Source organism: Candidatus Clostridium stratigraminis (genome assembly GCF_045310675.1).
Lineage (GTDB): Bacteria > Bacillota > Clostridia > Clostridiales > Clostridiaceae > Clostridium_AT > Clostridium_AT stratigraminis.
Window position 1 is genome coordinate 67,159 of record NZ_JBJHZZ010000001.1, and the last position, 19,835, is coordinate 86,993.

General features: G+C 31.3%; 17 protein-coding genes and 1 other annotated feature. Of the genes, 11 read left to right on the forward strand and 6 right to left on the reverse strand.

The window, feature by feature from the left end; translation table 11 throughout:
• The first annotated feature begins 102 nt into the window (after positions 1-102).
• The 4 genes from ACJDUG_RS00340 to ACJDUG_RS00355 all read left to right on the forward strand — a co-directional run bounded on the left by ACJDUG_RS00340 (position 103) and on the right by ACJDUG_RS00355 (position 4,113).
• Complete coding sequence (locus tag ACJDUG_RS00340) at positions 103-801, forward strand: response regulator transcription factor (protein WP_406767886.1); 699 nt, start codon at positions 103-105, stop codon at positions 799-801.
• Complete coding sequence (locus ACJDUG_RS00345; RefSeq protein ID WP_406767887.1) at positions 779-2,305, forward strand: ATP-binding protein; 1,527 nt, start codon at positions 779-781, stop codon at positions 2,303-2,305. Before ACJDUG_RS00340 ends, ACJDUG_RS00345 begins: the two co-directional genes overlap by 23 nt.
• A 127-nt stretch (positions 2,306-2,432) precedes the next feature.
• Entirely contained in the window at positions 2,433-3,416 is a 984-nt protein-coding gene (locus ACJDUG_RS00350; protein ID WP_406767888.1) for a serine hydrolase, read from the forward strand.
• Between the two features lie 16 nt (positions 3,417-3,432).
• On the forward strand, positions 3,433-4,113 hold the full coding sequence (locus tag ACJDUG_RS00355) for a hypothetical protein (protein WP_406767889.1): 681 nt from the start codon (positions 3,433-3,435) through the stop codon (positions 4,111-4,113).
• Positions 4,114-4,296: 183 nt separating this feature from the next.
• Here the strand turns inward: ACJDUG_RS00355 and ACJDUG_RS00360 are convergent, their stop codons facing one another.
• Genes ACJDUG_RS00360 through ACJDUG_RS00370 form a run of 3 tightly spaced genes read right to left on the reverse strand, consistent with a single transcriptional unit; the run spans position 4,297 to position 6,530 of the window.
• A complete protein-coding gene (locus ACJDUG_RS00360) occupies positions 4,297-5,040 on the reverse strand; it encodes an amino acid ABC transporter ATP-binding protein (RefSeq protein WP_406768670.1) in 744 nt (247 codons plus the stop codon).
• 17 nt (positions 5,041-5,057) lie between these two features.
• A complete protein-coding gene (locus tag ACJDUG_RS00365; RefSeq protein ID WP_406767890.1) occupies positions 5,058-5,699 on the reverse strand; it encodes an amino acid ABC transporter permease in 642 nt (213 codons plus the stop codon).
• A gap of 15 nt (positions 5,700-5,714) precedes the next feature.
• Positions 5,715-6,530, reverse strand: a complete 816-nt coding sequence (locus ACJDUG_RS00370) for an amino acid ABC transporter substrate-binding protein (protein ID WP_406767891.1) — start codon at positions 6,528-6,530, stop codon at positions 5,715-5,717.
• 154 nt (positions 6,531-6,684) lie between these two features.
• Positions 6,685-6,944 (reverse strand) — a binding site (T-box leader).
• Between the two features lie 182 nt (positions 6,945-7,126).
• Here ACJDUG_RS00370 and ACJDUG_RS00375 point away from each other — a divergent pair.
• On the forward strand, positions 7,127-7,507 hold the full coding sequence (locus tag ACJDUG_RS00375) for a cytochrome b5 domain-containing protein (RefSeq protein WP_406767892.1): 381 nt from the start codon (positions 7,127-7,129) through the stop codon (positions 7,505-7,507).
• A 151-nt stretch (positions 7,508-7,658) separates the two neighbouring features.
• Positions 7,659-8,237 carry a UbiX family flavin prenyltransferase gene (locus tag ACJDUG_RS00380; protein ID WP_406767893.1) on the forward strand — a complete coding sequence of 193 codons (579 nt, stop codon included), beginning with the start codon at positions 7,659-7,661 and terminating at the stop codon, positions 8,235-8,237.
• Between the two features lie 30 nt (positions 8,238-8,267).
• On the opposite strand, the gene ACJDUG_RS00385 is transcribed toward ACJDUG_RS00380, so the two are convergent.
• From ACJDUG_RS00385 to ftsH, 3 genes are all read right to left on the reverse strand, one after another.
• Entirely contained in the window at positions 8,268-9,203 is a 936-nt protein-coding gene (locus ACJDUG_RS00385; RefSeq protein WP_406767894.1) for a polysaccharide deacetylase family protein, read from the reverse strand.
• Between the two features lie 193 nt (positions 9,204-9,396).
• Positions 9,397-11,532, reverse strand: a complete 2,136-nt coding sequence (locus ACJDUG_RS00390) for a HelD family protein (protein ID WP_406767896.1) — start codon at positions 11,530-11,532, stop codon at positions 9,397-9,399.
• Positions 11,522-13,354 carry an ATP-dependent zinc metalloprotease FtsH gene (gene ftsH, locus ACJDUG_RS00395; protein ID WP_406767897.1) on the reverse strand — a complete coding sequence of 611 codons (1,833 nt, stop codon included), beginning with the start codon at positions 13,352-13,354 and terminating at the stop codon, positions 11,522-11,524. The genes ACJDUG_RS00390 and ftsH overlap by 11 nt, the downstream gene beginning before the upstream one ends.
• A gap of 621 nt (positions 13,355-13,975) precedes the next feature.
• Here ftsH and thrS point away from each other — a divergent pair.
• From thrS to ACJDUG_RS00420, 5 genes are all read left to right on the forward strand, one after another.
• Positions 13,976-15,913: a threonine--tRNA ligase gene (gene thrS, locus ACJDUG_RS00400; protein ID WP_406767898.1), complete on the forward strand. Its 1,938-nt coding sequence runs from the start codon at positions 13,976-13,978 to the stop codon at positions 15,911-15,913.
• Between the two features lie 448 nt (positions 15,914-16,361).
• Positions 16,362-16,973: a hypothetical protein gene (locus ACJDUG_RS00405; protein ID WP_406767899.1), complete on the forward strand. Its 612-nt coding sequence runs from the start codon at positions 16,362-16,364 to the stop codon at positions 16,971-16,973.
• 23 nt (positions 16,974-16,996) lie between these two features.
• Positions 16,997-18,376, forward strand: coding sequence for a VanW family protein (locus tag ACJDUG_RS00410; protein ID WP_406767900.1), 1,380 nt, complete (start codon positions 16,997-16,999; stop codon positions 18,374-18,376).
• A gap of 89 nt (positions 18,377-18,465) precedes the next feature.
• Complete coding sequence (locus tag ACJDUG_RS00415; protein ID WP_406767901.1) at positions 18,466-18,990, forward strand: hypothetical protein; 525 nt, start codon at positions 18,466-18,468, stop codon at positions 18,988-18,990.
• 154 nt (positions 18,991-19,144) lie between these two features.
• Positions 19,145-19,831, forward strand: coding sequence for a DUF624 domain-containing protein (locus tag ACJDUG_RS00420; RefSeq protein ID WP_406767902.1), 687 nt, complete (start codon positions 19,145-19,147; stop codon positions 19,829-19,831).
• Positions 19,832-19,835 lie beyond the last annotated feature (4 nt).

Sequence of the window (19,835 nt, forward strand, 5' to 3'; positions counted from 1 at the left end):
TAGGTTAAGCACCGAAGACGCTGAAGGGTATGTAGATATATTACTTTAAGAGTTTTGTGTAATAGGCTATATTTCGTGTTTTATTTTAAGGAGATTTTGAAAATGAAAGAAAAAATTTTGGTTGTAGATGATGAAGATAGAATGAGAAAGCTTATATGCGCTTATTTAATAAAAGAAGGCTATGAAACAATAGAGGCAGAAAATGGTGCTCAGGCACTTAATCTATTTAAAAGCCATAGTATACAACTTGTTATATTAGATGTAATGATGCCAGTAATGGATGGTTTTACAACCTGCAGGGAGCTTAGAAAGACTTCAAATGTACCAATTATTTTTTTAACTGCAAAGGCAGAAGACGAAGATAAATTAATTGGTTTTGAACTTGGAACAGATCATTATATATCAAAACCCTTTAATATGAAGCTGCTGCTCGCAAAGGTGAAATCACTGCTTAATAGAACTTATTATTCAGACACTCAACCTAAGAAGGAACATTTTTTTGATGGATTATCTATAGATGAGCTCTCTCATAAAGTATCCATAGATGGTTCTACTCTAAGTTTATCACCGAAAGAATATGACTTATTACTATATTTCGTAAACAATAAGGGAATAGTTTTAACCAGAGAAAAAATTTTAGATTATATCTGGGGTGTAGATTTTTATGGGGATTATAGAACAGTGGACAGTCATATAAAAAGACTAAGAGAAAAGCTTGGTGAAAAAGCTTCTTTAATTTCAACAGTAAGAGGCACAGGATATATTTTTGAGGGAAAACATGATGAAAAGAACTTTAATTAGTATAAGAAATAAAATCACAAATAATATGAGCATAACAAAGAAATTATTTGCAATAACAGCTCTTATTTTTGCAATATTTATTATTGGTACCCTGCTTATTCAATCTCTTTTCTTTGAGAGATTTTATGTATACAGGAAAAAAACTGATTTAGCAGTAACTATAGATAGGTTTAAAACAGAATACGACAAAACTAAAAGCGATGATGAATCAGCTCAATTAATTGATGAATATGAGACTAATGGAAATATAAAAATAGTTATTTTAGATAGCTCAAATAGGCTAAAATTTTTAACAAAAAGTTCTGAAATTAGAACAGACTTAAGTAAAACAAGAGAATTAACTCAATTTATCCAAGCCTTTGCAAGTGATAATGGAATGGTTGCAAACTTAAAGCAGAGTAATGGCTCCATTACAGAGATGCCACGTACCATAGACGGAACGGTAAAAGACATATTTTATATAACAGCAGATAAAGAGAAGAATGAAGTTATATTTGCTGTAACCTCCTTGCAGCCTGTTAATGAAGCTGTTTCAGTTATTAAAGATTTATATGGTTACTTTTGCATAGGAGCTATTTTTATAATTGTAATTCTCTCTTTAATATACTCTAATATGATTGCAAAACCCCTTGTAAAGATAAATAAAGTGGCAACTAAGATGGCCAATTTAGACTTCAATGAAAAGTGTGAAGTTAAAAGCAAGGATGAAATTGGCAATGTTGCTGCTTCACTTAACTTTCTCTCTGAAAATTTAGGTAATGCATTGACATCCCTTAAAGAAGCTAATGCAAAACTTGAAAAAGATATTGAAATGGAAAGAAATTTGGAGAAAATGAGAAAGGAATTTGTTGCCTCAGTATCTCATGAACTCAAAACTCCAATAACACTCATAGATGGCTATGCTGTTGGCTTAAAAGATAATATATTCGAAGATGAAGATAAGGACTATTATCTTGATATTATTATAGACGAAACAGAAAAAATGGGAAATTTGGTGTCCGAAATGCTTGATTTATCCCATTTAGAATCGGGAAGCTTTAAGCTTTCAAAACAAAAATTTAATATTACAGAGCTTATTAAACTCACCTTGAATAAATATGAAGCAATCTTAGATGAAAAAGAAATTTCTGTAGAAATAAACCTTGCTGAAGAAGTAATAGTTTTTGCAGATTGGAATAGAATGGAACAGGTGCTTACCAATTATATTACTAACGCTATAAGGCATGTTGAAGATAAGGGTCATATTTATATAAACACAAAAGAAGAAGAAAAGGATATATCAATTGGAATTGAGAATACTGGCTCTAATATTCCGGAAGAAGATTTACCTAAGCTTTGGGATAGATTCTATAAGGTAGATAAATCAAGGAATAGAAAACTAGGGGGCACTGGTATAGGACTTTCTATAGTTAAAAATATACTGCTTCATCATGGTTATAGTTTTGGAGCTAAAAATACAGATCTAGGAGTGATGTTTTATTTTAAAGTTCCAAAAGATATTTAATTATATTATATATGATGTTTACAATTTATTTACCTTATTGTGATACGTCTGTCATATGATTTAAATAATATAAAGTTGAAGCAAACATCTACAATTTTTACTTAAGCATTATAGGAGCGATGGGTTTATGGGGAAAATTAAATATTTAAAATGTCTGGGTATATACTTTTTTATTATTACCTTAATATATACTCAGACTGCATGTTCAGATAATAAGCTTGCAACTGACAGTTCAAGTGTAATTAAGGATAATGTTTCCACTTCAAATGGACAAACTATTAATGAAACAAATACTAATAATGATGATAATGACATTATGATAATGGAAAAAAAGGCACTGCTTGTAAGCTTAAATGAAAAGTCTGTTGAGTTTGAAAAAATGAGAACAGAGCTTGAAAATAATATTAAAGACTATTTAGGAAAAAATATCAGCAAGGTTGGCTTGTCCTATTATGATATTAATTCTGGTAAAGAAATAGTAATAAATGGGGATAAAACCTTTTTAGCAGCTAGTACTATCAAAGTTCAAATGAATATGATACTGGATGATATGATTCAAAATGGTACGGTGAAGGAAAACGAAAGCATACAGTACACAGAGGACAGCTTTGAAGAAGGAACAGGAATACTGCAGTCTCAGGATTTATCAAAGCCAATTTCTTTATCACTATTAAGTGATTATTCTATAATTTACTCAGATAATATTGCTACAAACATGATCATTAAAAGAATTAATTACTATAATATGAGAAATTTGATTGATGCAAAACTTGGACATGCAACAGATAAATCTGGTAACTTTATTACGGCTAATGATGAAACAACGTTATTAAAACAACTATATGAAAATGTAAATAATAACTCTTATTATTCTAAAATTATTGATGACATGAAAAATACAGAATTCCATGATAGATTAGATTTTTATTTGCCGCACAATATTGTTGCTCATAAAGTGGGTAACTATGACAGCTATGTAAATGATGTAGGCATAATCTATACTAAAAATCCTTATATTTTAAGTATTTACACCAATAACTTGGACAATGCTAATGAAGTTATTGCTCACATTTCGAAAATGATTTATGATTCTCAGGTAAATTTTAATTAAAAGGCGGAGGCTTAAAATGAAAAAAACAATTAGTTTAATAGCAATATTAATTTTAATTGCATCTTTATTGTTTGGATGTAAGGCACAGACCGTTGACAACCAAAATAACAATTCTAACCAAAATAGTACAGCTCAAAATGGTCAAAATCAAGGTAATTTTAATGGAAGAGGCCAGTTTCAAATGGCTGATTTATCAGGACAAGTAGTAAGTATAAAAGGAAATGCAGTAACAATTAAGGTAATAAAGCAGCCTCAGTTTACGCAGCAAAACGGAAATAACAATAATGGAAATAATGGTAACGGTAATAATAGTAACAATAATAACAATAACAATAATAACAACAACAATAATAATGGTAATAACAACAATTTTAATTCCAATAATGGGAACGGTAATAATCAAGGCCAAAGACCGAGAAGACAGCTGGAGTTTACAGGTGAAACAAAAACTATAACAATTCCTGATGGAACTTCAATTACTATAATGGTAAGGGGAAATCAAGGTAGACAAACAGAGCAGTTAAAGGTTTCTGACATAAAGGCTAATGATATCTTACAAATTTGGTATGCCGATAAGAATAAAGGCACCATTTCTAAAGTATCAGTGCAGGAATACAGCGTAAATGGCAATGGAGGAAATGGAAGTAACAGCAATAGCAACAATAACAGCGGCAATCAAAATAGTAGTTCAACATAATTAAATTTATATGAGTGCTTAAAACTTTAAGATTAAACAATTAATGAACATCAGATACTTAAAAACGCGGAAAGAATTTTTAATTTCTTCCGCGTTTTTCCGTGAATATTGCCTGCACAGTGTTAAAGATTACAATAGAGAGTCTGTGAATACTATTTACAATCCTATAATTTGAAATAGGCATTAATTAAAAATAAATTTTTTAATTCTCTCATTTCCCAAATTATTAAAGAAAGCATCCTTTTGACCTTCCTCAATAATTTCACCATTTTCCATAAAAATAATTCTATCTGCCACTCTTTCAGCAAACTTCATATCATGAGTTATAATGAGTACCGCCATGCTATCATTTGCTAGATTCTCAATTGATTTTGCTACACTTTCTGTAAGCTCAGGGTCGAGTGCAGAGGTTGGCTCATCAAAGCACATTACTTTAGGACTAAGTGCACAAGCTCTAGCTATAGCAACCCTCTGTTTTTCACCACCAGAAAGCTCACAAGGATAGGAGTTTACACGATCTTTAAGACCTAGGCTGCTTAATAATTCTACGGCTTTCTCTTTTGCTTCCTTTTTTGAAACTTTATAGGCGTTTATTGGTGCTTCTATAACATTTTCTAGGGCAGATTTTTGAGGAAACAAGTTGTAACTTTGAAAGACCATGCCAAGATTCTTAATCACATCACGTACATTTTTCTTCTTAGGATATAAGCTTTTATTATTCTCATCCTTACATAGAAACTTTCCGTCTATTTCTATAGATCCACTGTCAGATCTTTCAAGGCCATTTATACATCTTAAAAGAGTAGTCTTTCCTGCACCAGAGGGGCCGATTATTGCTAGTATTTCTCCTTCTCTTAATTCTAAATTTATATTCTTTAACACCTGATTTTGTTTAAAGCTTTTATTTAAGTTATCTACTTTTAAAATCATAATTGTCACACTCCCTAGTTATAGTATGAGTACTTTTCTTCAAATACTTTAAAGAATTTTGTTAAGACAGCTGTTATTACAAGATAAAATATACCAACTACAATTAAGGGAGTTAAGGTAGCATCTCTGTTTGATGCAATTTTACCTGCGCGAAGCAGCTCTCCAAGTCCAACTACATAAACCAAGGAGGTATCTTTTACTAAGGTTATAACCTCATTAGAAATTGGAGGTAGAGTCCTTTTAATAACTTGAGGGAGAATAATTCTAATAAAGGTTTTAAACCTAGTAAGCCCTAAAACTTCGGCAGCTTCATATTGTCCTTTGTCTATTCCCTCAATGCCGCTTCTAAAAATTTCTGCAAAATAAGCACTATAATTTAATACAAATGCTATAATTGCAGCTGTATATCTATCAAAGGTAATACCGACTACAGGCAGACCAAAGAATATAAATATTAATTGCAAAAGCAGAGGGGTTCCCCTCATAACCCAAATATATAGCTGCACTATTTTATTTAAAATCTGCAGCTTAGATATCCTTGTAATTGACACTATCACACCTAAGGGGATAGACAGTAAAGCTGTTATTAAAAATATTTGCATTGTTGTATTGAGTCCATCAAGCATGGAAGGTATTAAATTATAAATATAGTCCACTTGTAATCACCTTCCTTATTTTACAATATTAGAACCAAACCACTTTTTTGATATTTCTACGCTGGTTCCATCTTTCTTCATATTTTCTAATTCACTATTAACTTTATTGACTATCTCACTATCAGCTTTTCTAATTCCCACAGCATACTGCTCCTTACCAAAGTCCTCTTGAAGTACTTTATATTTTTCTATACCTCTTTCCTTCATATAGTATCTGGCTAAAACCTCATCAGCTACTACTGCATCTACTCTGCCTGCCTCTAAGTCCATAAAGGCTTCATTATTTGTATCAAATAGTACTGGCTTTCCTGAATTTAGGGATTTTAAGACCTCTGGCTCTTTGTTTAATGCATCTAAGGAGCTTGACCCATTTTGAACAGCAACTTTTTTACCTTGAAGATCCTTTTTACTTTGTATATTTGAACTTGCCAGAGTTATAATAAGCTGTCTATTTTCTAAATAGGGATTAGTAAAGGAAACCTTTTGCTTTCTCTCATCAGTTATTGAATATCCATTCCATATTAAGTCAATGTTTCCTGAATTAAGTTCTGTTTCTTTCATGGACCAATCAATGGATTGGAACTTAACATTTATACCAATTCTCTTAAATACTTCTTTAGCTAAATCTACGTCAAAGCCTACAATGTCTCCTTTGGTATCTTTAAAACCCATAGGTGCAAAGGTATCATCAAGGCCAACAACCACATAGCCTTTAGTCTTTAATTTTGAAAAGGAATCCACATTACTTGTCATATTTTTTGAACATCCTGAAAATATTGTTATGCCAAATACAAATAGAATTATTAAAACTACGAAATTTTTTGTTTTCATTATTTTATCTCTCCTTAACATTTTGTGATTTAAGCTTTGTGCATTAGCTGCAGCATATAAACTTATTATGAAAAATAGCTAACTCCTTTTTATTTCATAAATTTGCAGCGCTACAATTTTAAGAAATAAAAAAACTCTCGTCCTCTAGCTTTTGCTAGAGGACGAGAGTAATACTCACGTGGTTCCACCTCAATTTATTAATATCTCACAATATTAACCTCTTCGAGTACGACAATATATGCTTATACTCTAGCACTATAACGGGTGCAGGTAATCCGGAGGCAGTCTACTTCCTGTAGGGTTCGATGCTCAGCTCAAAGATGTGTTCAAAATATACTCTAATGTCCTTCTCACCAACCAGGAGCTCTCTGTAATAGAAAATATATTTTTACTCTTTCTTATCAATGCTATTATTTCTATAATTTATTATATTAGTATTGTAACGTGATAAAGTAAATTTGTCAACCAATTTTATAAAGGAGAAATCTAATTTATTTACAATTTGAAAATAAATTCACCTTTAAATTGACATAATTTAAAGGTATATTGATAATAAATATTATTCGATGATAATAATTATTAAAGGAGTGAAAGTTATGAAAAAAGTATTTATTTTTGGTATATTAAGCTTTATGCTAATTATAAGCGGATGTTCAAATAAGAATTCAGAGGTACAAAGCACGGTTAATCCAAATGCTAGTACTAAAAGTAGTACAAATTCTGTAACAAATTCAAATTCATCAGTAAACAAGGAATTCACTTTAGCTGAATTATCAAAGTATAATGGTCAAAATGGGAACCCAGCTTATGTTGCAGTTGATGGGGTAGTTTACGATGTAACTAATGCAAAGGGCTGGAGAAATGGCAAACATGTAGGTGGTGTTACCGCTGGAAAAGATTTGTCAAAAGAAATAGAACAGTCTCCACATGGAAAAGATGTTCTACAAGGACTTCCGGTTGTAGGAAAACTTAAATAATATTAATTTTTTATAGGATAGTATTACATACTGAAATCTGGAGCTAATATTGTATTTTATTCATGTATTGTTATACTATTAGTAGGAATTATTAAATTTAAGCTATACGGTAAAATACAATGCAGATTAATTATTCATAAGGAGAAACTAGATGCGTATTATTGTTGGAATAACTGGAGCAAGTGGAGTAATACTGGGATATCATTTGTTAAAGGCATTAAAAGCATATCCAGAGTGTGAAACTCATTTAATAATAACAGATGGTGCAAAACGGACTTTTAAAATGGAAACACATATAAACATATCAGAAGTTGAAGCTTTGGCAGATGTTGTACATGATAATAGTAACCTTGGAGCAAGTATCGCTAGTGGTTCCTTTAAAACAGATGGAATGACAGTAATTCCTTGCAGTATGAAAACATTGTCGGGAATCGCCACGGGCTATGCTGATAATTTATTAATAAGGGCTGCAGATGTGTGCTTAAAGGAAAATAGACGTATTGTATTGGTACCAAGGGAAATGCCTTTTGGGAAGGTGCATATTAAAAATTTGAAAGAAGCTTCTGACTTAGGCTGTGTTATCATGCCTCCAGTTTTAACCTTCTATAATTCTGCGGAAACTGTTGAAGAGCAAATTAGTCATATAATTGGTAAAATCTTAATGCAGTTTGGGCTAGACTATGAGAATTTTGTTGTGTGGAAGGGTGACGAATTTAATAAAGAGCAGTAAAGTTAAGTGCCGCCCCTTAACCCTTTAAAGTTAGTGGGAGGCACTATTTACTAAACTTTTAAAATTATTCATATCATATTTATTGCTTACGTAAAGTCTATGAAGCTTAAATAAACCATTTGATTTATTAGCAGTTCCTGTTATAGTTGAGAATGCCATTTTATAGCCAACATCTTCAACTATTTTTAGAGTATCATTATTAAATTTCCCATAGGGATAAGCAATATATGGAACTTCTCTTCCTAGAACCTTTTCAAGAGCAGCTTTTGAGTCTTTAAGTTGACTTAATTGAACATCATAAGTTAATTTGTTTAATTCAGGATGGGATACTGTATGCGACTCAATTTCCATACCAGACTTATCCATTTCCTGAAGCTCTAAACTTGTTAAGTACCTATTATCGGTGTCTATACAAGAAGTAATCATAAATACTGTTGCCTTAAGATTAAATTCTTTAATTACAGGAAGAGCATTTGTATAATTATCAACATAGCCATCATCCAGGGTAATAATTATGGGTTTCTTAGGCAGTTCGCTGCCATTAACTAGATGATCGTATAATTCATTAAGGGTTAGAGTGGTAAAGCCATTATCCTTAAGATACTTCATTTGAAGCCTAAATTTGTCTTTTGGTATTCTAAGTTCATTGCCCTTCTCATAAGCTATGGAATGATACATTAAAACAGGGATATCCCTTGACTTTCCTTCCCCTTTAACTGCTTCCAGAATCTTTATTTTTTCGGCTTGGAGTTTCTCGTCTTCTGCCTTTTTAGCCTCTTCAGTCTTCTTAGCTTCGTAAAGCTTTCTTTGATTCTCAGCTTCTTTTTCCTTTTCAGCTTGTGCCGCGGCCTGGGCCCTTGCTTTCTCTGAGGAATGTTTAATTGAATAAAAACCTAATGAACTTATTAAAAGGATTATAACAAAGATAATTGCGGATAGTACATATTTTCTACTATGTTTTCTCATAAAATATCCTCACTTTTAGAAATATGTAGTAAATAATAAAATTATAGCATAATTTGTATATGAATAATATACATGAAATATAAAAAATGTGATATGGATGTGGCAAGGACGTTTCTCGGACGTCCCATTGCCACATTAAAAAAGGTTAAAGCAAAATATAAAAATATTTGCTTTAACCTTATTATTTTAATTTTTAAATTTTATATACTAACAATTCATGTAATGCTCTAGTTGCCATTACATAATTAAGCTTGCTGTCACTTAAATTTTCATTATCCTTAATTAAAATAACGGCATCAAATTCTAAACCCTTAGCAAAGTAGGAGGGGATAACAACAGTCCCACCGTTATAAATTAAATCTTCTTCATCTAAGAGTTTAATGTAATCCTTTGATTTAAGACTTTTTCCTATCTTCTCAGTTTCCTCCATATCTCTACAAAGGACAGCAATATTTTCATATTCTTTAGCTTTAAGAGTTTGGAGGGCCTTATCAATAGCTTCGATTAAGTCATCTTCGTTATTAAAGCTTTTTTCTATTACTTTTTCACCATTTCTTACCAAAGGTGCTATTCTGTTATCACCTATAAATTTATTAGCATATTCCATTATCTCCTTAGTGGATCTATAACTCTTATACAAGTTAAAGTATTCAATATTAAGAGAGGGTAGAATCTTATGAAGGCCAAGCATTGGAGAAGTTCCATCAAGTGGTATAAGCCTTTGATTACTATCACCTACAATAGTAAGAGAATTGCACCTTGTAAGCTCTTTAATAACAAAGAACTGAATAGGGCTGTAGTCTTGTGCCTCATCTATAACTACATGCTTTATTTCTTCTTTTAAAGTTAAACCTTCTAGTTTTAATTTAAGATATAAAATTGGGGCTAAATCGTCTTGGGTAAGCTCTTTATCTTCATTTATTTCATTATAAAGCTCTATACAAGAAGGGTTATTAAGCCATTTCATTTCCTTTTTAGCCCTCATAACTTCATTAACTGCTTCTCTAATATTATTTATTCTAGCCATATTAAGAGAGGTTTCAAATAGCTCAAGTTCAGCCTTGGACATACTTCTGATATTTTCCTTATATTCACGCTGAATTGTTCTTATTCTATCATCTCTTAGCTCTTTAAGCTTTGAAAAAATAATTCTTTTTATTTTTTTAGAACGCCTGAAAAGAGGCATGGATTTATAATGAAAATTAAACAGCTTATCAATTTCTTTTATGTCAACTGCGGTTTTATCAAAGTAATTTACAGCTTTATAACTAAATAAGCTTAAGTCTAGCTTATTAGAAAACACATTAAGAGTATTTAAGTAATCTAATGAAGTTTTTCTGCGTACATCTGTAATAAAATCCACATCTTCTTTTAAGATCTTTTCCATGTAGGTTTTAAAATCCATTACAGTGGGAGTATCTAAAATTTTCATAGCAAAATTTCTAAAGGTTGTTTGTCTTACTCCTACTTCACCCAGACTTGGAAGCACTGTACCAATATACTCCATGAAAATACTGTTTGGGCCAAGTATAAGCACCTTATCTTGCAGTGTATCTCTGTGATTATAAAGTAAATATGAGATCCTATGAAGAGCAACAGTAGTTTTTCCGCTTCCTGCAACACCATCTACTACAATTGTTTTATCCTTAGGTTGTCTAATTAGCTGGTCTTGCTCTTCTTGAATGGTCATTATAATATCTCTTAATTTCGCAGAGGTATTGGAGCTTAATACTAACTGGAGTATGTCATCTTTAACATCTAAAGCTGAGTCAAATAGGCCTACCAGTTTAGATTTCTTAATAACAAATTGTCTTTTAAGCTTAATATCTACTGTTATGTTGCCTGCTGGGGCATTATAGGAATTCTCCCCAAGCCTATTAGCGTAGAAAAGAGCCGAAACAGGGGCTCTCCAATCAACTATTACAGGTTCATATTCTCCTTCAGGAGTCATACCAAATCTGCCTACATAAATTATTTCCTTATCATCTTCATCAGCTTCATTAAAATCAACTCTTCCGAAATATGGAGAAGCAGATAGTATGTTAAGTTCCTTTAATCTGGAATCAATATTTTTAAAGGACTCCTCTTTAACATATCTTTCATGATCAAAGTATTCAATAAGTTTATCTTCATCATCTCGATATTCTTCAATTGTCTTTTTTCTGTAATCTTCTATATAATTAGTAACATCTTTCCTTTTATTAATGTAGACTAATATTTCTTTATTAATTAAATCTATTACATCTGAAAGCTTTGTGCTTTCTAGGTTAAACTGTAATTCCTTTTGAAACTCAAGTTCTTTTTCTAGTGTAAATTCATTATTCTCCAATAATATCGCCTTCCTTAAGAACATTACTTTCTCTTACCATTTCCATAAATTCATCGCCCATTAAGGTTTCTTTATCTAGAAGCCTTTCTGATATTTTAGTCATAAGCTCTCTATTTTCCTTAAGTACGTTTATTGCTTTTTCATGAGCTTCTTTAATTATTTTTAAAGTTTCCTCATCAATAATTGAAGCAGTTTCTTCACTGCAATTTTTAACTGGTCTTCCATCTAAGTATCTGCTAGATTGAGATTCTAAGCCCATCATGTCGAAGCGGTCGGTCATTCCATACATACTAACCATGCTTCTAGCAGTCTGGGTAGCTTTTTCAATATCATTTGAGGCTCCTGTTGAAATTGAGTTAAACTCTACTTCTTCAGCCGCTCTTCCACCTAATAAAATTGAGATTTCATTAAAGAGCTCTTCCTTTGTTAAAAGGTACTTTTCTTCCTCAGGAAGCTGCATAGTGTAACCAAGAGCTCCCATAGTTCTAGGAACTATTGTGATTTTATGCACTGGATCTGTACCCTTTAAAAGAGCTGCAACTAATGCGTGGCCAACTTCGTGGAAGGCAACAGTCTTTTTCTCCTTTGCAGATAGAATTCTATCCTTTTTCTCTTTACCGGCTATTATAACTTCAATGGATTCTTCTAAATCTTCTTGAGCAATTTCTTTTCTTGAATGCTTTACAGCTCTTAGTGCAGCTTCATTAACTATATTAGCAAGATCTGCTCCAACAGCACCAGGAGTTGCCTTTGCAACAGACATAGTATCTAAATCAGGAGAGGACTTTACAGCTTTTAAATGTACTTTAATTATAGCTTCTCTTCCTTTTAAATCTGGTCTATCCACAATAACTCTTCTGTCAAATCTTCCTGGCCTTAAAAGAGCTTTATCTAAGATTTCTGGTCTATTAGTTGCAGCAAGTATTACAACGCCTTTAGAGGAATCAAAACCATCCATTTCAGCAAGAAGCTGATTTAAGGTTTGCTCTCTTTCATCATTGCCACTTAAGTTTCCATCTCTGCTTTTACCTATAGCATCTATCTCATCGATAAAAACTATACATGGGGCCTTCTCTTCTGCCTGTTTAAAAAGGTCTCTTACTCTTGAAGCACCCATACCAACAAACATCTCCACAAATTCAGATCCGGACATAGAAAAGAAAGGTACTTTGGCTTCCCCGGCTACTGCCTTGGCAAGAAGTGTTTTACCTGTTCCCGGAGGGCCAACTAATAGTGCACCCTTAGGAAGTTTTGCACCAATTTCGGAATATTTTTGAGGGTTATGAAGAAAATCTACAATCTCTACAAGAGATTCTTTTGCCTCTTCTTGACCTGCTACATCTGCAAAGGTTTTGCCAGTTTCGTTTTCTGCATAAAGCTTTGCTGTGTTTTTGCCAAAGGACATAACTCCACTGCCCATTTTCTTATCCAATCTTCCAAAAAGCAGCCTTCCAATAAAGGTAAATAAAACTATTGGCAGAATCCAATTGAACAAAAGGTTCTTCATTGGGTTATTATCAGGAACTGAGGCACCAAAAATTACTCCTGCAGCATTTAATTTATCTACTAGTTGAGGGTCATTCATATTACCAGTATAAAGTATTTTTTTACTTTCACCTGCATCAGGTTTTGGTATTATTACAAGTTTATCCGCAGATACCTGAACCTCTTCTACTTTTTTATCTGTAAGCATTTTTAAAAAATCATTATATTTTATGGACTGTGTCTGCATACTTCCTAGTACGTAATTTGCAATCATTAATAATATTGCTGCCCCAAGTATATAATAGGTAGCATACTTGAATTTTTTATTATCGAACATTTCATCCTCCTATAATGTTAAGCAGTGATTACCCTAATTTATTATTTTTAAGGAGTTTTTTTCTCTTAACTTTTAAAATAATAATCTATTATAAGTATCAGATTTAAAATTATATCATACTACAAATTATAAACCAAAAGCTACAACTTTAGATATAGAGTTAATAAAATATTAATAATAAAATTAAAGTTTATTGACATTACTTCTTATAATGGTATAATATTTTTAATAAAATATGTAAAACTATGATGAGAAGAGTAAGCTGTTTGAATTTGCAGAGAGAGGATATACTTGCTGAAAGTATCCTTAAAGGAAGATTGCCGAAGACCACCTCAGAGTGACTTTAATTAAGTCCGGTAATGCGTTATAATTTGTCAAGTGGTTTATATTATAGAATGGCAATTTTAACCTTATACATTGTTGATATAAAATTAGGAAGCTTAAACCCTATTTTATGTAACAGCAGTTAACTTTAGGAATTGAAATTCTAATAAACAATTTGGGTGGAACCGCGGGAGAATTTATACTCTCGTCCCATTTTCTATTGAATTTGGGACGAGAGTTTTTATTTTATGAAGTTTTGTTAATAATAAAAATTATATTGAGGAAGGAGAAATATATATGATAAAGATTAAATTAAAAGATGGCTCAGTAAAGGAATATGAAGCTGGTGTATCAGTTTTTGAAGTTGCAAAGGACTTAAGCGAGGGACTTGCAAGAGTAGCTACAGCAGGAAGCGTAAATGGAAAAACAGTGGATTTACGTTTCAACCTAAATGAGGACTCAGAAGTAAACATATTGACCTTTAATGATGAAGAGGGTAGAAAAGCCTTCAGACATACAACTACTCATATATTAGCACAAGCTGTAACAAGACTGTTTCCTGGAACTAAGCTTGCAATAGGACCTGCTATAGATGATGGTTTCTACTATGATTTTGATAAGGAAGGTTCCTTTTCAGCTGAAGATTTAGAGAGATTAGAAGAGGAAATGAAAAGAATCGTTAAGGAAGAGCTTGACATAGAGCGTTTCGAACTTCCAAGAGAGGAAGCAATTAAGCTAATGGAAGAGAAAGGGGAAAGTTATAAGGTAGAGCTTATAAATGATTTGCCGAAAGACTCAATTATTTCCTTTTATAAAATGGGAGAATTTGTAGATCTTTGTGCTGGTCCTCATTTAATGAATACAAAATATGTTAAGGCCTTTAAATTAACTCAAGTTGCTGGAGCATATTGGAGAGGCAGCGAAAAGAATAAAATGCTTACCCGTATTTATGGAACTGCCTTCACAAAGAAGAATGAATTAGAAGAACATTTAGCAAAAATAGAGGATGCTAAAAAGAGAGATCATAATAAGCTTGGTAGAGAATTAGAATTATTTACAACAGTAGATATTATAGGCCAAGGTCTTCCTCTTTTAATGCCTAAGGGGGCAAAGGTAGTTCAGCTTCTGCAAAGATTTGTTGAGGATGAAGAGGAAAGAAGGGGATACCTTTTAACTAAAACTCCATTTATGGCGAAGAGTGATTTATATAAGGTTTCTGGACATTGGGACCACTATAAAGATGGAATGTTTGTGCTAGGTGATGAGGAAAAAGATGAAGAAGTAATGGCACTAAGGCCAATGACTTGCCCATTCCAATTCCAAATTTATAACTCAAGACAAAGAAGCTACAGAGATTTGCCACTTAGATATGGTGAAACTTCTACTCTATTTAGAAATGAGTCCTCTGGAGAAATGCACGGACTAATAAGGGTAAGACAGTTTACAATTTCAGAAGGCCATTTAATTGTTAGACCAGATCAGCTTGAAGATGAATTTAAAGGTGTTGTTGATTTAATTAACTTTATGCTTGATACCTTGGGAATTAAAGAGGAAATCACTTATAGATTCAGCAAGTGGGACCCAAATAATAAAGAAAAATATATAGATGATCCTGTAGCCTGGGAAGCGACACAGGTTGAAATGAAGAAGATACTTGATGACTTAGGTTTAGATTATGAAGAGGCAATTGGTGAGGCAGCCTTCTATGGTCCAAAGCTAGATCTTCAATTTAAAAACGTTCATGGAAAAGAAGATACAATTATTACAGTACAGATAGATTTCTCACTTGCACACAGGTTTGAGATGACTTATGTAGACAAGGATGGAGAAAAGAAGTATCCATATGTTATTCATAGAACTTCTATAGGCTGCTATGAAAGAACTTTAGCAATGCTTATTGAAAAATATGCAGGAGCCTTCCCAACTTGGCTTGCACCAGTTCAGGTTAAAGTACTTCCAATATCAGAGAAGTATCATGACTATGTAGAAAAGGTAGATAAAGCACTTAAGCTTAAGGGTATTAGAGTCGAGCCAGACTACAGAGCTGAAAAAATTGGTTATAAAATAAGAGAAGCAAGAATGGAAAGAGTTCCTTATATGCTTATCGTTGGAGAAAAGGAAGCAGCAGATAATACAGTATCCGTTAGAAGTCGTAAGAATGACGATGAAGGTGCAGTAGATTTACAACAATTCATTGATAGAATTGTTAAGGAAATAGAAACTAAAGAAAAATAAATAACTTTAAGGCAGCTAATTTTTATATGCTTCTGATATGATAAACAGTTAAAATAATAAATGCTATTTATCATAAGTAGGAGCATATAATTTATTAGTTGTTTTTTTTTACGAAAAGACTCAATATTTTAGATAATTTGACGATATATATATTGTATTATAAAATTCTGATTTGTAAATTTTTTCTAAATTTAATGATGTATTAATTGGATGTGATTAATATGTTCTATTTATTAATGTTTTTATTTTTAATAGTTTTTTTCATTGCTAATATGCTAATTTGTAAATTTGTCATAAAATTAATTCAGTCCTATTTAAATAAAAGAAAATATAAATTAACCTACAAGTTTAATGTGACTTTAATTTATCTTCTTATATTTTCCGTAGGATGTGTTTTGGGAGCAGGAATACTTTTTAAAATTTTATAAAGGTTATAGGGGGAAATGTTATGTCAATGATGTCTGTTTTTGAAAAACTAAATTTGTTTGAAAAGGATGATGATGAAGCTGTTAATAAAAATGAAGAACAAGAAATTAATAGCGTAAGTATAAATGAGAATGAGCTTGAGAAATCATCTGATTATCAGTTGGAAATTAAGGAGATTGAAAATAATAACACTATGGCACAAAAGAAAAAACATGAGAGAAACATGACAATAAATGAAATATATTCAATATACAATTTAGAAAATAGTAATATAAATACTATTTTTATGCTTGGAAATTTTATAAATGCACTTCCCGAAAACCTGCCATTTGAAATTAAAAAGAAAACAGTTATGAATATTATTAGTGCATCTAACACTGATTTGAATAAACTAATGTCTGACGGAGAAAAAAGAATAAATGTTCTTAAGCAATTTTCAGATGATTTTTATTCTACTATTGAAGGGGATATTTCAAACTTACATACAGAAATTAAGAAACTCTCAGAGCTTATAGATAAGCATAAAGAGCAGATAAATATTAGAACAAATATGCTAGAAGAACAAAATCATGCAATTAAATATGAGGCACAAAAGATTAACGGTATTATAGACTTTTTTAGAAATGGCGATTAATCACTAGTCTAGAGGGGTAGTCTATGGACATAAAGAAAATTAATGTAAGAAAAGTCTTTATTATAATATTGCTTGAATTTATACTAAGCAGCACAGGAATTTTAGCTGGATATGGCTATAAGTTATATGAAGAGAATAAAAAATGGGATATGCTTCTATATCCAGGAATTAAAATTGAGGGCATAGATGTAGGCGGCAAATCTAAAGAGGAAAGTATAAATATAATTAGGGCTAAACTTTCGGAATCAGTTCTTAGTAAAAAAAGTATTTTACAGACCAGTAATAAAACCTTTGAAATAGAGAACTCAAAAATAATTGATAAATTTAATATTGAAGAGGCAGTTACAGAGGCTCTGGAATTTCCAAAGAGTATGGATCCTTTAAAAAAGCATTATTTAATTAAAAATGGTGTTCAAAAAGAATATACAATTGATGCTACCTATAATAAAAATGAAATAAATAATTTAATGAAGACTATTGAAAAGGAAGTTAACAAGGACCCCATTAATGCCAGTATTATTATAGATCCTACTGATACAAAAATTACTTATTATGAAGGGAAAGAGGGCATTAAGGTTAAAGCAGCAGAGCTTGAAAATAGTATAAAAGACTCCTTACTTGATAAAACTAACGAAGGCTCAAGTATAAAAATTCCAACTGCAGAGGTAATGCCAACTATTACATCTGATAATTTAACGAATATAAATAGCGTAATATCCTCTTTTATCACATACTATGCTGAATCTTCATATCAACGGTCAAATAATATTAAATTAGCAGCAAGCCTTATTAATGGGAAAATCTTAATGCCTGGAGAAACCTTCAGCTTTAATGATACAGTAGGGGAAAGAACTAAAGAAAGAGGCTTTCTAGAAGCTCCTGTTATAGTTGATAATAAGGTGGAATCAGGTTTTGGTGGTGGAATATGTCAAGTTTCATCAACTTTATACAATGCAGTATTATTGGCAGGTATGAATGCCACAGAAAGAACCCATCATACCTTACCATCAACTTATGTAAAACTTGGGATGGATGCCACGGTTGATTGGAATAACATAGATTTTAAGTTTAAAAATACACTGGAATATCCACTTTTAATTGATATGAGTGCAAAGAATGGAGTTTTAAAGGTGAGTCTTTTTTCAAATTCTGAAGTCTCAAAGAAAAAATACTTATTAAAAAATGATATATATGAAACCATTAATTCTAGGACAACCTTAGTAAGTGACTCAAATTTAGCCATAGGCAGCAATAAGGTCCTTCAAAATTCTTATACAGGTTTTAAGGTTAAAGTAATAAGAAGTACCTATGATAATGGGAAACTGGTTTTCTCTGAAGTTATTTCAAACGATTATTATTCTCCTGTTAATGGAGTTATTAAAGTAGGAGCTAAAGCTAATTAGAATATTTAATTAAAATATTATTTAGCAATATACCTTTTTACAAAATAATTCATATTATAGTATTAGTGAAATTATTTTGGAGGTAAATTATGCGAAATAATTATTGGTTAAATGAATATGACGGAAATTACTTACCTTACTATTGCCCATATTGCCAATCAAGTCAATTTGCTTATGACAGATTTTATGATGAGGATTTTTATACTGAATACAGTGATAACAACTATAGGGATTATGAGCCGACAGAGGATTATTTAGTAAGATACCCTATTTACGGAGGAGAAAATTATAGAAGCAGAAATGAAATTGAAGATACGGCTAAATCTGTCTTTTTGGATATAAGTAAGGATTTAACGCTTATTGAAAATATGCCAATTGCAAAAGAATTAATGCATTATATAATACTTGTTATAGGAGACTACATCAATAAGAATCATGAAAAATTCTTTGGACCTATAGAGAAAAAAATTTCCGAAATAGCTACAGCCTTAAGAAAAGATTTATATTGGATTTTTGATATTTTAGCATTTTTCGGAGTATCACCTGAAACTGCAGTAAGCTTTGTAGAAAATGTAGTCAGTAAGTTTCTAAGAGCTCTTATACCACAAAGTTGAGAAGGCCAAAAGTCACCCATGTGGTGTTAATTTAGTAGTATATTTTTTAAAGAAGTTATCATGAATTTATGATAACTTCTTTTTTTAAAAGGGAAATTAAGTATATTTGTAGAATATAAAAGTTATCTAGTTGTTTTAAGGAGAGTGCTTTTACATGTCCGAAAAAAAAGAGTTTGGAGATGGATTTATATTTATTTTAGGAAATTATGTATGGTGGTTTTTTGCAGCAAATATTTATTTTCTATTAGTTAATATGCCATTTATTTTCATAAGTTTAATTTCTGCTCAGATTGGTGTTTCAGGAGCAAATTTGTTATCTATAATTTGCTTACTGCCTATAGGACCAGCACTAGCTGCACTTTTCAGTATAATGGGCAAGCTAATAAGAGAGAAAGACATAGATGTAACTAAGGACTTTTTTAGAGCCTATAAGACAAATTTTCTAGAAGCATTATTTTTTTGGGTTATAATAGTGTTTATTCTTTCAGCCATATATATTGATATAACAGTATTAAAGACATCACAGACTTTTAATATAATATTTATTGTATTGGGATTTACTATAGTATCACAAGCCTTTTACATTTTTCCTTTTATATCCCGTTTTTATTTAAGAAAAATAGATGTGGTTAAACTGGCTTTTATATATTCAATTAAAAAAATTCATTTAACCATATTAAATTGGATATTATTAGCTCTGTTATCTATACTTATTACCGTAATTCCAATAATATTTATTATCTTTATCTGTAGTATTTATGCATACATAGTTATGTATTTTCAAAAGGAAATATTAAATGAAATTGAAGAGAAATTCTTAAATAGTAAGGAAGAAGTATAATAAA

Coding starts and splice junctions, on each gene's coding strand:
- ACJDUG_RS00340 (WP_406767886.1), top strand. CDS start 103: ATGAAAGAAAAAATTTTGGTTGTAGATGATGAAGATAGAATGAGAAAG.
- ACJDUG_RS00345 (WP_406767887.1), top strand. CDS start 779: ATGATGAAAAGAACTTTAATTAGTATAAGAAATAAAATCACAAATAAT.
- ACJDUG_RS00350 (WP_406767888.1), top strand. CDS start 2,433: ATGGGGAAAATTAAATATTTAAAATGTCTGGGTATATACTTTTTTATT.
- ACJDUG_RS00355 (WP_406767889.1), top strand. CDS start 3,433: ATGAAAAAAACAATTAGTTTAATAGCAATATTAATTTTAATTGCATCT.
- ACJDUG_RS00370 (WP_406767891.1), bottom strand. CDS start 6,530: ATGAAAACAAAAAATTTCGTAGTTTTAATAATTCTATTTGTATTTGGC.
- ACJDUG_RS00375 (WP_406767892.1), top strand. CDS start 7,127: ATGAAAAAAGTATTTATTTTTGGTATATTAAGCTTTATGCTAATTATA.
- ACJDUG_RS00380 (WP_406767893.1), top strand. CDS start 7,659: ATGCGTATTATTGTTGGAATAACTGGAGCAAGTGGAGTAATACTGGGA.
- ACJDUG_RS00385 (WP_406767894.1), bottom strand. CDS start 9,203: ATGAGAAAACATAGTAGAAAATATGTACTATCCGCAATTATCTTTGTT.
- ftsH (WP_406767897.1), bottom strand. CDS start 13,354: ATGTTCGATAATAAAAAATTCAAGTATGCTACCTATTATATACTTGGG.
- thrS (WP_406767898.1), top strand. CDS start 13,976: ATGATAAAGATTAAATTAAAAGATGGCTCAGTAAAGGAATATGAAGCT.
- ACJDUG_RS00405 (WP_406767899.1), top strand. CDS start 16,362: ATGTCAATGATGTCTGTTTTTGAAAAACTAAATTTGTTTGAAAAGGAT.
- ACJDUG_RS00410 (WP_406767900.1), top strand. CDS start 16,997: ATGGACATAAAGAAAATTAATGTAAGAAAAGTCTTTATTATAATATTG.
- ACJDUG_RS00415 (WP_406767901.1), top strand. CDS start 18,466: ATGCGAAATAATTATTGGTTAAATGAATATGACGGAAATTACTTACCT.
- ACJDUG_RS00420 (WP_406767902.1), top strand. CDS start 19,145: ATGTCCGAAAAAAAAGAGTTTGGAGATGGATTTATATTTATTTTAGGA.